A 13,205-nucleotide genomic window follows, 5' to 3' on the forward strand; every position below is an offset into this window, starting at 1 on the left:
CGATCTACCTCATGAAGCCTTGCGGGTTTTTTTCGCGGCAGGTTTCTTCGCCGGGCTCTTGCCTGCCAGACTGCGCTTGAGCAGTTCCGTCAGGTCGATCACATCGGCTGATTTGCGCTCATCCTCACCCTCGCTGGATTCCACGTCTTCGATCTTGCCGGCTTTGGCCTTTTTCGCCACCAACGCCATGATCTTTTCCTGGAAACTGTCGCGATATTCTTCGGGCTTCCAGTCGGCGCTCATGTCTTCCACCAACCGCTTGGCCATGTCGAGTTCGCCCTTGGCCAGGGCCGGTTTGGTCACGTCACTGCCCAGTTCCAGTTCGTCCAGGCCGCGCACTTCAGCGGGCCAGCGCAGCATTACCAACACCAGTGCCGACTCCAAAGGCATCAGCGCCGCCAGGTGCTGCTTGGTGTGCAGCACCACGTTGGCCAGGGCGACCTTGCGGGTTTTCTTCAGGGTTTCCCGCAGCAGCGCGTAAACCTTGCCGCCGCGCTTGTCGGGCGCCAGAAAGTAGGGCGTGTCGATGTTTTGCAACGGGATCTGGTCGCTGGCCACAAATGCGATGATTTCGATGGTCTGGGTGGACTTGGGGTGGGCCGAGCGGATTTCGTCTTCGCTGAGGATCACGTAGCGACCTTTCTCGTAGGCCACACCCTTGACGATATTCTCCTTGGTGACTTCCTTGCCCGTGGTCTTGTTGATGCGCTTGTAACCCACCGGGTCCATGCTGCGTTTGTCCAGCCAGTCGAAGTCGACGCCCTGGGAGGACGTGGCCGAGACCAGCGATACAGGGATGTGTACCAAGCCAAAACTGATTGCGCCTTTCCAGATAGCCCTTGGCATGTCGGTTTTCCTGAAGATGTAGGGGTCTTCAGGTGACACGGCGGTTTCGGCAAAAGTTTCCCTGGCCAGCCGGCTGGCACCGGGGTTTCAGACAGATCGTGTTACACCTGATGAGAAACTATTTAGTTACCAAAGCCGAACCCAAGGCGTAGCGTGTTATCGAAAGCACGTGTTACTTGCGCCCAGAGAGGCCTTTGTCATGAACACCCGTTTGCGTCACCTTGCGGTATTGGCGATGGGCCTGGCCTTGAGTTCGCTGGCACAGGCACAAAACCTGCCTGGCAGCAGCAACAACCCCTACAACGGCCCGATTCATCAGGCCAACCCCAACAGCATGCAGGGCACCCAGCCCAACGCGCCTGCTGCGCGGGGCACCTACATCCCACCGGCGCAGCGGCCACCGACCCTGCAAAACGGCGGTATCGGCAACAGCGTCCAGCGCCGTGACGGCCCACAGACCCCGCCGGCCATCCAGCCCAAAGCTCCCACCCGCGACGCCAATGGCAATCGCGGCGATTGAGTGTGTAAAAACGACAAGGAAACCCACCGTATGTTTCTACGCAAAACCCTCCTGGCGACCTTCTGCGCCGCTGCCTTGCTGCCTCTGACGCTGCCCGTTTCGGCGGCCGACACCCAACAGTTCCCCAGCGAGCAGGGGAGTATCACCGTCACCCCGATTGCCAAGGGCCTGGATCATCCCTGGGCCGTGGCCTTCCTGCCGGACAAACAAGGCTTCCTGGTCACCGAACGTCCCGGCAACCTGCGGTTTGTCAGCCCGGACGGCAAGCTGTCCGCGCCTCTGACGGGCGTGCCTGAAGTGTTTGCCAAAGGGCAGGGCGGTTTGCTGGACGTGGTCCTGTCACCGGACTTCAAGGAGGATCGCCTGGTGTACCTGTCCTACGCCGAAGGCGGTGGCAAGAACGGCACGGCCGGCACAGCTGTCGGGCGCGGGCGTTTGAGCGATGACCTGAGTGGCCTGCAGGACTTCAAGGTGATCCTGCGCCAGGAGCCCAAGCTGTCCACGGGCAACCACTTCGGCTCGCGGCTGGTGTTTGACCGCGATGGTTATCTGTTCGTGACCCTGGGGGAAAACAACGACCGCCCCACCGCCCAGGACCTCGACAAGCTGCAAGGCAAAGTCGTACGGATCTTCCCGGACGGTCGTATACCCGAAGACAACCCCTTCGTCGGCCAGGAAGGCGTGAGGCCGGAAATCTGGTCCTACGGCCAGCGTAACCCACAGGGTGCGGCACTGAACCCGTGGAGCGGCACCCTCTGGGAAAACGAGCACGGCCCGCGTGGCGGGGATGAGATCAATATCATTGAACGAGGGAAAAACTACGGCTGGCCACTGGCGACCCACGGCATCAACTATTCCCTGACGCCGATTCCCGAGGCCAAGGGCAAGACCGCCGAAGGCACAGTGCCGCCGCACCATGTCTGGGAGAAATCCCCCGGCGTGAGTGGCATGGCGTTCTACGACGCCGACCGGTTCAAGGCCTGGCAGCACAACGTGTTTATTGGTGCATTGGTGAGTCAGGAGTTGATTCGCTTGCAGTTCGACGGTGACAAGGTCATCCACGAAGAGCGCTTGCTCGGCGGGTTGAAAGCGCGGATCCGCGATGTGCGGCAGGGGCCGGATGGCTACCTGTATGTGCTGACGGATGAAGATAAGGGTGTGTTGTATCGAGTGGGTTTGAACCAGGACTGACAACCGTTCAACTGTAGGAGCGAGCTTGCTCGCGAAAAACCTGAGGACGACGCGGGGGGCCAGGCTCCCCGCGTTATCGTTAACGTCCATCGCGAGCAAGCTCGCTCCTACAGGTTGTTGTTTATAGCCCGAGCTCTGACAACCCCGGATGCTCATCCGGACGCCGCCCCAGCGGCCAGTGGAACTGGCGCTCGCTTTCCTTGATCGGCATGTCGTTGATGCAGGCAAACCGGTTCGCCATCAAGCCGTTCTCATCAAACTCCCAGTTCTCGTTGCCGTAGGAGCGGAACCAGTTGCCGGAGTCGTCATGCCATTCATAGGCATAGCGCACCGCAATGCGGTTGCCGGTAAACGCCCACAACTCCTTGATCAACCGATAATCCAGTTCCTTGGCCCATTTGCGGGTCAGGAAGGCTTTGGCTTCTTCGCGGTTGTGGGCGAACTCGGCGCGGTTGCGCCATTGAGTATCCAGGGTATAGGCCAGGGATACCCGTTGCGGGTCCCGGGAATTCCAGCCGTCTTCGGCCAGGCGAACTTTCTCAATCGCCGATTCACGGGTAAACGGCGGCAACGGCGGGCGTATTTCAGCAGTGGATGACATGGGGCGGCTCCTTCACAGGTTTAAAAGTCAGGTCAAAGTTGCAATAAAGTGCGCGCCATGGCTTGCGCATTATCGGCAGCGGTGGTGTCGCCCATCACCAGGGCAACGGTAATGGCGCCATCAATCAGGATCAGCAGGTGCGCGGCCTGGCGTTCCGGGTCGGGGGTGCCATGTGCTTGACACAGTTCAAGGGCGTACTCGAACAGTTTCTGTTTATGGGCCTTGGCCAGCAGGCGGACCGGGTCTTGCGGGTCGCCGGTCTCGCCGCTGGTGTTGATGAAGGCGCAGCCGCGAAAGTCCTCGGAGCCGAACCAGGTTTTCAACGCGCTGAACACACCCAGCAGGCGCTCGCCCGTGGTGGAGTGGTGTTCAACTTCGTTGCGCAGCCACTGCATCCAGCGCTCGTCGCGGCGTTGCAGGGCAGCAATCACCAGTTCGTCCTTGTTGGCGAAGTAGCGGTAGACGCTCTTTCTGGAGACGCCGGCGGTTTTCACCAGAAGATCCATGCCGGTGGCAGCGATGCCATTTCGGTAGATCAACTTTTCGGTAACGTCGAGGATAATGTCGCGAGTGATATCGTTCATGCAAACTACAGTAGAACGATCATTCTCCTTGGTCAATTAATTATTTTTAACCCTGGGCGGGAAGACCTGAGCCAGCCCATGGTGTAAGCTCTGGAGTCCTTCGGATTCGACCCATTGCGAGCCCTATGCCGTCGTTATTCAAACGCTCCCTGTTGCCCAAGCTGCGCGGTTTTCCCCTCACGCCCGACGCTATCGAGGTGCTGTCCGGCGCCGCCGAGTACCGCCGTTGCCTGCTGGAGAAAATTTCCCAGGCCACCCAGCGCATCTACATCGTGGCGTTGTACCTGCAGCAGGATGAGGCGGGGCAAGAGATCTACGACGCGTTGCACGCTGCCAAGGCCGCCCGGCCCGGGCTGGATATTGTGGTGGTGGTCGACTCGCTGCGGGCCCAGCGCGGTTTGATCGGTGCCGGCAAGCAACCGGGCAACAGCGCCTGGTACCAGGCCATGACCCAGTCCCACAGCACCGAAGTGCCGGTGTACGGCGTGCCGGTGCAAACCCGCGAACTGTTCGGCGTGCTGCACCTCAAGGGCTTCGTGATCGATGACAGCGTGCTGTATAGCGGCGCCAGCCTGAATAACGTGTACCTGCACAAGTTCGACAAGTACCGCTATGACCGTTATCACCTGATCCACAACAAGGCGCTGGCCGACTCGATGCAGCACCTGGTGGAGCACGGCCTGGTGGCCGCCAAGGCGGTGCATCGCCTGGACCTGCCCAACCCACCGACCACTCGCAGCCTGCGCAACGACATCGGCGACCTGCGCAGCCGCCTCAAACACGCGGTGTATGACACCTCGGCGGGGCAGTTGCCCAACGGCAACCTGACGGTCAGTCCGTTGTTGGGCGTGTGCAAGAACAACCCCCTGAGCCGGGTGATCTGCGAGCTGATTGCCAGCGCCCAGCATCAGTTGACCATCTGCACGCCGTACTTCAACCTGCCGCTGCCGGTGACCCGGGAAATCAACCGCGCCCTGGCGCGCGGGGTGAAGATCGACATCATCGTCGGTGACAAGACCGCCAACGACTTCTACATCCCGCCGAGCGAGCCGTTCAAGGTCATCGCCGCGCTACCGTATCTCTACGAAATCAGCCTGCGTCGCTTCGCCAAGCGCCACCAACGCATGATCGACAGCGGCCAGTTGAACCTGCACCTGTGGCGCGACGGCGACAATACCTATCACCTCAAGGGCATGTGGGTCGACCAGCGCTACACCTTGCTGACCGGCAACAACATCAACCCGCGAGCGTTTCGCCTCGACCTGGAAAACGCCTTGCTGATCGATGATCCGAAGGGGGAGTGGGTAGGGCCACGGCGCACCGAGCTTGCCGAGATTTTCCAGCACACCTCGCGTATTGAGCGCTATCAGCAGCTGGAAACCCTGGTGGAGTACCCGGCGGCCGTCGGCAAGTTTTTGCGCCGGGTCAGCCGGGTGCGGATCGAGCGGTTGTTGTATCGGATTTTATAGCATCGTTGCATGCGTTCCGATTTTCTGCGGGTTGCCGCTGGCCAAGCTGGTTTGGGTACTGCAGGCTGGCTCTCACCGCCTGCATTTGACCGCATCTATTGTTGGGCGCGGTCGTCGACATGCCTGACCAGTAAATTATCAAGGTCAAATTTGTCGGCCTGGTCCGTTTGAAGTTCAAATCGCAAAGTGATTCTGAGATTCAATTGGTTGCCGGATTCTGTCGCTGTGGGAAGGGGAATTGTGACGCCAATCCAGTTATTACTCGGTTGGAAAATACTGGAAGATTGCTCAATTTCCGCCAGCCTGACGATGAGGCGAGCGGGTGTTTTTGATCTGAATTGGAAGTTGAGTAAATATTCCTGCCCCGCAGTAAAGCGGAAACGCTTTTGTATGCGAATAGCACTGCCCGTTGCGAAGTCGGATGAAAGATAAAAGTCCAGCGGATCATTGGGCGATTGCTGCACAAACTTCGTGGTGCCCGGGACGGTCTCGGTCCAGTCGTTCCAGTTTCTATTTTCAAACGTAGTCAGATCGTACAGTTCATTGCTCATGATTTTTGCCTCAAGGCTGAGGGGGCTTATTCATCCAAGCCCGGTATTCGATGAGATTCCAATACATTCAGCCTGTCTACTGTCAGAAATCACAGGTAGGTTCCCTTGGGTTTTACTGCACCCTGTGAGTGTCAGACCGGTTGCCGTGCCGCCGGCCAGCACGCGATCAATAGCAGCAGCGCCGCCGCCACCAGGTAGGGCAGGCGGGGTTCGATCGCGTAGATCAAGGTCCCGGCCAACGGCCCGACCACCACGCCCAGGCCTTGGGCCGCACCCACCGAACCTGCCGTAGCGCCTTGTTCCGACGCATCCACGGCATTCGCCGCCAGCGCCGCGAAAGACGGGAAGATCCAGCCCATGCCGGCCGCGGACACAAAAAAGCACAGCCACAGGATCCAGGCCGTATCAGCGAACATGCTGCCGGCAAATCCCAGGGCTGACACCACCGCACCGATGCGAATCATCCGCAGCGGCGGCCACTCCAGTTTGCGCACTACCAGTTGCGAACAGATCAACGCCAGCCCGACCATGGTCAGGGCGATACCGGCGGTTTGTGCCGCATCGGCCGGGTTCATCTTCAAGCGATCCAACGCGAAAAAACCCACGGTTATCTGCGCGATCGACACACACAGCATCGCGACAAACGCCACCACCAACGGTCGACGCAGGCGTGGGTCCGAGAGGTTGACCGGCTTGGGCGGCTGCTTGAGGTGCAGCTCCTGGCGCGGCAATTTGGCCAGCAGCAACAAGAATCCCAACAGCGGTAACACCGCCATCGCATAAAACGGCAGGCTCAGGCTGTGACGCGCCAACAGCGCAGCAATCGCCGGGCCCAGCACCAGGCCGCAGGCGTTGGCGGCGCCCAGGGAAGCCATGGCCTTGGCGCGGTGCTCAGGCTCAATGTTGTCGGCCACCAGCGCATAGCCGCCCACCGGTATCGCAGCGTAGAACACGCCGATCAGGCCACGACCCAGAATCAGCCCGATAAACGCCAACATGGCCGATGGCAGCAGTTGCAGGGACGCATCGATAAACACGCACAGCGCCCAGTAGGCCAGGGTGAAACCACCGGTGCCCAGCAGCAGCACACGGCGCCGGCCCAGTCGGTCACTGGCCTGGCCCCATGGACGAGCCAGAAGCATCCAGATCACCCCGGACACGGTGACCGCCGCACCTGCCTGCCAGGTGGCCAGGCCAAGCACCCGAGCGATCGGGCCAATCAGCGAGACAAATGCCATCATCGCCATGGTGCAGGCCATGTTGGCCAACAGCAGCGGCCTCAGGTTGAATGGGCGGTCAGTGTGCAAAGTCGCGAGTGCAGCGTCTTGGGAGCTGTTCATCGGTTATCCAAGGGCAGGAGAAAAGGGCAGTCGTGCATCCACCATCACCAGCGGGCGGCCATGCACCTGTTCCAGGCGGCCACTCACACCATAGACGTTTTTCAGCAACGCCTGATTGATCACCACTTGCGGTGGCCCGGCAGCGGCCAACTGACCGTTGTGCAACACCACCACCTGATCACTGAAGCCCAGGGCGAGGTTGATGTCGTGCACCACCACCAGGGTGATCAGGTTGCGTTCGCGGGTGGCCTGGGTGATGGCTTCCACCACCTGGCACTGGTGATACAGGTCCAGGGCGCTGGTGGGTTCGTCCAGCAGCAACACCCGAGGCTGGCGCACCAGGGCTTGCGCCAGGCCCACCAGTTGGCGCTGGCCACCGGAAAGTGCATCGATCGGGCGGTCGGCGAGGGCGGTCAGGTCGAGGTCGGCGAGGATTTTTTCCACGCCCTTGAGCACCGTCGGGCTCGGCCGCCCAGGCGCAAAACCCGCGCCGCGATGGCCGGCCATGGCCGCACTCAGTACCGCTTCGAAGGCGCACAGGCGCGTACGCTCCGGCAGGCTCTGAGGCAGGTACACCACTTGTTGCGCGCGCTCGACTTGCGGCAGGCGATTGAGATCGACACCCTCCAGCCAGATCTGGCCGTGCGCCTTGTGCAGCCCGGCGATGCCACGCAACAAGGTCGACTTGCCGGCAGCGTTGGGGCCGATCAGCGCGGTGATGGTGCCGGGCAGCAACGCCGGCAGATGAATGTCCTGCAGCACGCTGCGACTGCCGTAGTGCATGCTCAATGCTTGTGTGCTTAATCCGGTCACAGAGCACCTCGGCGGTTACGCATCACAATCGCCATGAAAAACGGAATCCCCACCAGTGCGGTGACAATCCCCACCGGAATCAACACGCCGGGCATTAATGCCTTGCTGGCAATCGACGCCATCGACAGGATCAAGCCACCGCTGAGCACGCTCGCTGGCAGGAACAAGCGGTGATCTTCACCCACCAACAGCCGCGCGATATGCGGAGCAATCAGCCCGATAAAACCGATAGTGCCGACAAACGAAACCGCCAGCGCCGACAGCAGGCTGATGCGCAGCAACGACAGCACCCGCAGGCGGCCGACATCAATCCCGAAACTGCGAGCGCGTTCCTCGCCCAGGGTCAGGGCAGTCAACGCCCAGCTCTGACGCAGGGAAAACGGCAGGCACAGCAGCAACGCCGCAGCGAGGATCGCGAGCTTTTCCCAGGACGCCCGGGCCAGGCTGCCCAGGGTCCAGAACACCAGTTGCTGAAGGCTGTCCTGGCTCGCCACAAACTGCAGCAGTGCCACCAGCGCATTGAACGCAAACACCAGGGCAATCCCGAACAGCACCAGGCTCTCCACGCCAAACCCACGCCAGCGTGCCAACAGATACAGCAATGCCACCGATGCCAGTGCGAACAGAAAGGCGTTGGCCGAAATCAGGTACTGCGCCGGCACGCCAGGAATGCCCAGCCCGAGCACAATGGCCAGGGCTGCACCGAAGGCGGCGGCGGCGGAAACGCCGAGGGTGAACGGGCTGGCCAGCGGGTTATCCAGCACCGTCTGCATTTCGGCGCCGGCCAGGGCCAGTGCCGCGCCCACCAGTACCGCCATCAGCGCGTAGGGCAGGCGCACATTCCATACGATCACCGCCTCCACCCGCGGCATCGAAGCCGGGTCCCACAGCACTTGCAACAGGCGCGTCAGGCTCATGCCGGAAGGCCCGGTGGTGATGTCCACCGCCAGGGAAACCACCAATGCCAACGCCAGCGCCGACAACAGCAATACCCGTCGTCCATGGCGGTGGCGATAGCGCTCACCTGCGCCATCGGCGCTCGCACAGGCTTGCACCTGCGTCACGGCACAAGGCTCGTGGTGAAGACGCCGCTGGCCGGAATCGGCATAAAGCGCCGGTACAGTTCGGCTCGGGTCTGTTCCGGATCCAGGTCGGCGAACAACTCAGGATGCAGCCACTTGGCCAGGGCCTGCACCGCGATCAAGTGTTCCGGCGAGTCATAGAAAATATGCCAGAGGCCATGCACGTTGCCTTCACGTACCGCCCGCAGTTCATTCAGCGGCGCGCGCTGGGACACTTGCTTGAGGCTGTCGTTGGCCTGCTGCGGCGTGGCCGAATAGCCGAGGGTCACACCGCCCTGGCCGTGGCCGAACACGCCGGTGGCGACGTACACATCCGGGTCGCTGGACAGAATGTATTCGACGTTCAATGTGCCGATAGGGCCGGGAATGCGCCCGTCGGCGATGTTCCGGCCACCCGCGAGCTTGATCATTTCCCCGAAGTTGCCGGTGCCCGGCGAACCACAGCAATCCTGCAGGCCGGCGAGCATGTCGATGAAGATCTTCGGCCGTTTTACCGTCCCGGCCTTGGCCAGGGTATTGGTGACCTTGGCCAGCGAGGCCTGGTAAAACGCGATGTAGTCCTCGGCTTGTTGATTACGGTCCAGAGCCTTGCCCAACAGGCGCATGCTCGGCACCGTGTTGCTCAGCGGATGGTCGCTGAAGTCGACGAAAATCACCGCCACGCCGGCCGCTTCCAGCTGCTTGACCGCCTCGCTGTCGGGGCTCGGGCCATGGCCGCCGCTCAAGGCCATGATCGCCAGGTCCGGGTGTACTGCCAGGGCCTTTTCCACACTGAAGGTCTCGGCGGAGGTGCCGCCTACCAACGGTACGTTGTCGGCTTCGGGAAAGTGCTTGTGGAACGCGGCGTAACCCTGCACGTCCAGGCCGCGAAAATCCCCTTGCCAGCCGGCGATGCGGGTAAACGGGTTCTTGCCTTCAAGGAGCGACAGCGAGTAGATCATCCGGCCTTCACCCAGCAGGATATGCGACACCTTGTCCGGTACGTCGACCTTGCGCCCCGCCAGGTCGGTGACGGTGTGGGCGCAGGCCAGGCCGCTCATCAACAGGCCAAGACCGAGCAGCAGGCCGCGTTGCAACAACAGAAGGTGTTTCATGAAAGGTTTCCTTGAACAGTTGGGCGCACGTGGCGGACGCGTTTGCGCCACCACAACAACAGCCCGGTGAGATAGAGCAGCGGCAATGCCAGGCCGCAAAGAAAGGCCAGGGCCGCGCCGGGCAACCCGAGCAACAGGTGGCCGTGGGCGGCGGAGAACAGCGGTTTGATCGCGGCGGGGTTAGTGAAGAACCAGTCGGGCCGGGCCAGCCAGGCGCCGCTGCCGGCAATCACCGCCAACGGCAGGCACAGCCAGGCAGCTGCGACGTTGTGCCATTCCCGCAGGCGGCGCAGGCCCTGGCTGCCCGGGCGCAAGCTGGCGGCTTTCCACCAGCTGCGCCGCCCCGGCCACCACAGGTACAGGCCGCTGCCCACCGAGCCCAGCAGCACCAGGCCACAGGCAAACAGGGCGACGGCGCCAATGGGCGGCGGCAACAGCAGTGCCCGGTGCAGCGCCACCAGCTTCGCCAGCCACAGGTCATCGAACACAAAAAATGCCCGTGGCTCGGTACTGTAGGGATCGATCATCGCAATGCCGATGCCGGGCCGATCCTTCAGGGCACCGAAGACGATCGCGTTGTCCGATTCCAGGAAACCCTGGCGCGGTTTTGCGGCGCCAAAGACTTTCTGGAATTGCGGGTAGGCACCCAGTGCCGCGCTGATCCACTGCGCGTCATCCAGCAGTGCGCCGTGTTCAGCCGGAGCCAGGTCCAAGGCCTGGCTGCCGACCTCCCAGCGCAGGATCGGCCCCTTGAGTTCCAGCAGCGCACCGCTCAAGCCAATCAGCGCCAGCAGCAGGCCGACGCTCAGCGCCAGCCATCGATGCACACGAAGCCACCAGCCACGCATGGCAGTTACCAGCGATAGCGCAGGCTGGCGATGACACTGCGGTCATACCCGGCACTGCAGCTGGAGAGGGAGCAGCCTTCGTAATAGTGCTTGTCGGTCAGGTTGGTGGCATTCACCGCCAGGCGCAGGCCCTTGGCCGCCGGGATCAGCTTGTCGAAATCGTAGTGCACCGCCGCGTCGAGCAAGGTGTAGGAGGGCACGCTCACAGTGTTGGCAGCATCGGCCTCGGTGGAACCGATATAGCGTACGCCGACGCCAAATCCGAGCCCGGTGAGCGGGCCAAAGGGCAGGGTGTAATCGGCCCACAGCGAGGCCATTTTTTCCGGGGTATCAGTGGGGCGGTTGCCTTTTTCCAGCGGGTTGTTGCTCTTGCTGACTTCGGCGTCGTTGTAGGTCAGGGTTGCCAGCAGGTCCAGGCCCTTGGCGAGGCTGGCCTTGCCTTCCAGCTCCACGCCGCGCACGTTGACCTCACCGGTCTGCACGCTGTTCAGCGGGTTGCTCGGGTCGGTGGTCTTGACGTTCTGCTGGGTCAGGTCGAACAGCGACAGGGTGATGTAGCTGTCGATCCCGGGCGGCTGGTACTTGATGCCGACTTCCGACTGCTTGGCGGTGCTCGGTTTGAAGCTGGTGCCGTAGAAATCAGTGCCGAGCACCGGGTCGAACGAGGTGGCGTAGCTGATGTACGGCGACAGGCCGTTGTCGGCCAGGTAAACGAGGCCTGCACGGTAGGTGAACTTGTTGTCGTCCTGCTTCTGCCCAGTGTCGGTCAGGCGGTTGTCGGTGCGCGCACTCGAATGATCCTGGCGACCGCCGACGGTCAGTACCCAACGGTCGTTGAAGGTCATCTGCTGCTGGGCGTAGAGCCCGGTCTGGTCGGCGCGCTGCAAGGTGCTGGCGAACGGTGTGTTCGGCGCGAACACACCCCCGTGCACCGGGTTGTAGATGTCGATCGACGATGCGCGGCCGGCATTGAGGTAATAGTCTTCACGGGTGCGCCGGTAATCGACCCCCAGCAGCGACACCATCTGCACCTCGCCAAGGTTCCAGCGGGCCTGGGCATTGTTGTCCAGGGAGTACACGTCGCCGACGATGCGGAAGCGGTAGGCCGACCGGTTCAAGGTGCGCAGGTCCGGCGCCAGGGACATGCCGCTGGCGGTGTTGGTCAGCAGGTTGACGTGGCCATAACGTGCGCTGGAATTCAGGCTCCACACATCGTTGATCCGGTGCTCCAACAGGTAGCCCAGCGAGTATTGCGTGCGGCCGTTGTCCAGGCCGGGTTCGTCGAGAAAGACGTTGTGTTTGACCTTGCCATTCGGGTTCGGCTTGAGCGTGCCCACCGTCGGCAGGAACACTCGGGGCGCGCCGAATTCATCCTCCGAGTAATCGGCCAGTACGGTCAGGCTGGTGTCGTCGTTCGGCCGCCAGGTAAACGACGGCGCGATGAAGGTTTTGTCGTCCTTGATGTGATCGAACTGGGTGCCGCTGCTGCGCTCCAGGCCCACCAGCCGATAGAGGAATTGCCTCTGGTCATCCAGTGGCCCGCTGAAGTCGAACTGGCCCTGGGCGCGGTCGAAACTGCCGCCCTGGAGCTGCACTTCATGGAACGGCTGGTCCAGTGGCCGCTTGCTGATCTGGTTGACCACACCGCCCGGTGCGTTCTGGCCGAACAACACCGAGGCCGGGCCCTTGAGCACGTCGATGCGTTCCAGGCCATAGGCTTCGGCTTTTGGCCAGGCCTGGGTGGTGGTGCCACGTAAGCCGTCGCGCAACATGCCGGTGCTGGTCACGTCGAAGCCGCGAATCGAGAGGTTGTCGAAGCGCTGGCTGGCGGCGGTGGTGTTGGCCTGCACGCCGGCGGTGTAGCGCAACGCTTCGCTCACCGATTGCACTTGCTGCGCGTCCATCTGGTCGCGGGTCACTACGGAGATCGACTGGGGGATTTCATTGAGGGCGGTGTCGGTCTTGGTCCCGCTGAGGCTACGCTTGGCCACGTAGCCGGCCTGTTGTCCGGTGGGGCTGTCGGCTTGGGTCCCGGTGACCACGCTGCTGTCGAGCACCAGGGCGTGATCGGTGTCCGCCTCGGCGGCCTGCACAAGGTTCATCTGGGTCAGCGACAGGCCCAGGGCAACGCCATGGATCAGGGTTGCCAAGGGCTTGCGACTGGTTTTCAAGTGCGGGACTGCGGTATCGATTGGCAAACCTGGGGTGTCTCGGTACAGAACGCGGGTGCCCATGCTTCACTCCATGATGAGGTGTTCAATGCGAA

The 13,205-nt window shown here is 62.0% G+C and carries 13 protein-coding genes; 3 read left to right on the forward strand and 10 right to left on the reverse strand.

The window, feature by feature from the left end:
- Positions 1-9: 9 nt before the first annotated feature.
- On the reverse strand, positions 10-846 hold the full coding sequence (locus NVB75_RS01810; protein WP_258345639.1) for a Ku protein: 837 nt from the start codon (positions 844-846) through the stop codon (positions 10-12).
- A gap of 199 nt (positions 847-1,045) precedes the next feature.
- Here NVB75_RS01810 and NVB75_RS01815 point away from each other — a divergent pair, with 199 nt between their 5' ends.
- Positions 1,046-1,366, forward strand: coding sequence for a hypothetical protein (locus tag NVB75_RS01815; protein WP_093209691.1), 321 nt, complete (start codon positions 1,046-1,048; stop codon positions 1,364-1,366).
- 30 nt (positions 1,367-1,396) lie between these two features.
- Positions 1,397-2,557, forward strand: a complete 1,161-nt coding sequence (locus tag NVB75_RS01820; protein ID WP_258345642.1) for a PQQ-dependent sugar dehydrogenase — start codon at positions 1,397-1,399, stop codon at positions 2,555-2,557.
- Between the two features lie 121 nt (positions 2,558-2,678).
- Here the strand turns inward: NVB75_RS01820 and NVB75_RS01825 are convergent, their stop codons facing one another.
- Positions 2,679-3,158, reverse strand: coding sequence for a nuclear transport factor 2 family protein (locus tag NVB75_RS01825; RefSeq protein WP_258345645.1), 480 nt, complete (start codon positions 3,156-3,158; stop codon positions 2,679-2,681).
- A gap of 32 nt (positions 3,159-3,190) precedes the next feature.
- Entirely contained in the window at positions 3,191-3,742 is a 552-nt protein-coding gene (locus NVB75_RS01830; RefSeq protein ID WP_258345646.1) for a TetR/AcrR family transcriptional regulator, read from the reverse strand.
- A 125-nt stretch (positions 3,743-3,867) separates the two neighbouring features.
- Between NVB75_RS01830 and pssA the strand changes: the two genes are divergently transcribed.
- Positions 3,868-5,211 (forward strand): CDP-diacylglycerol--serine O-phosphatidyltransferase, encoded by a 1,344-nt coding sequence (pssA, locus tag NVB75_RS01835; protein WP_102604991.1) that lies wholly within the window; start codon positions 3,868-3,870, stop codon positions 5,209-5,211.
- A 95-nt stretch (positions 5,212-5,306) separates the two neighbouring features.
- On the opposite strand, the gene NVB75_RS01840 is transcribed toward pssA, so the two are convergent.
- From NVB75_RS01840 to NVB75_RS01870, 7 genes are all read right to left on the reverse strand, one after another.
- Positions 5,307-5,762 carry a hypothetical protein gene (locus NVB75_RS01840; protein WP_258345647.1) on the reverse strand — a complete coding sequence of 152 codons (456 nt, stop codon included), beginning with the start codon at positions 5,760-5,762 and terminating at the stop codon, positions 5,307-5,309.
- Positions 5,763-5,893: 131 nt separating this feature from the next.
- Positions 5,894-7,102 carry an MFS transporter gene (locus NVB75_RS01845; RefSeq protein WP_178903725.1) on the reverse strand — a complete coding sequence of 403 codons (1,209 nt, stop codon included), beginning with the start codon at positions 7,100-7,102 and terminating at the stop codon, positions 5,894-5,896.
- Between the two features lie 3 nt (positions 7,103-7,105).
- Positions 7,106-7,885, reverse strand: a complete 780-nt coding sequence (locus NVB75_RS01850) for an ABC transporter ATP-binding protein (protein ID WP_003218440.1) — start codon at positions 7,883-7,885, stop codon at positions 7,106-7,108.
- A gap of 26 nt (positions 7,886-7,911) precedes the next feature.
- Positions 7,912-8,979 carry a FecCD family ABC transporter permease gene (locus NVB75_RS01855; RefSeq protein ID WP_375378906.1) on the reverse strand — a complete coding sequence of 356 codons (1,068 nt, stop codon included), beginning with the start codon at positions 8,977-8,979 and terminating at the stop codon, positions 7,912-7,914.
- Entirely contained in the window at positions 8,976-10,091 is a 1,116-nt protein-coding gene (locus tag NVB75_RS01860; RefSeq protein ID WP_258345649.1) for an ABC transporter substrate-binding protein, read from the reverse strand. Before NVB75_RS01860 ends, NVB75_RS01855 begins: the two co-directional genes overlap by 4 nt.
- On the reverse strand, positions 10,088-10,939 hold the full coding sequence (locus NVB75_RS01865) for a PepSY domain-containing protein (protein ID WP_258345650.1): 852 nt from the start codon (positions 10,937-10,939) through the stop codon (positions 10,088-10,090). Before NVB75_RS01865 ends, NVB75_RS01860 begins: the two co-directional genes overlap by 4 nt.
- A 5-nt stretch (positions 10,940-10,944) precedes the next feature.
- On the reverse strand, positions 10,945-13,173 hold the full coding sequence (locus NVB75_RS01870; protein WP_258345651.1) for a TonB-dependent siderophore receptor: 2,229 nt from the start codon (positions 13,171-13,173) through the stop codon (positions 10,945-10,947).
- Positions 13,174-13,205: the final 32 nt, after the last annotated feature.

Origin of the sequence: Pseudomonas sp. CBS (assembly GCF_024734645.1) — a bacterium.
In the GTDB taxonomy this organism is placed as follows: domain Bacteria; phylum Pseudomonadota; class Gammaproteobacteria; order Pseudomonadales; family Pseudomonadaceae; genus Aquipseudomonas.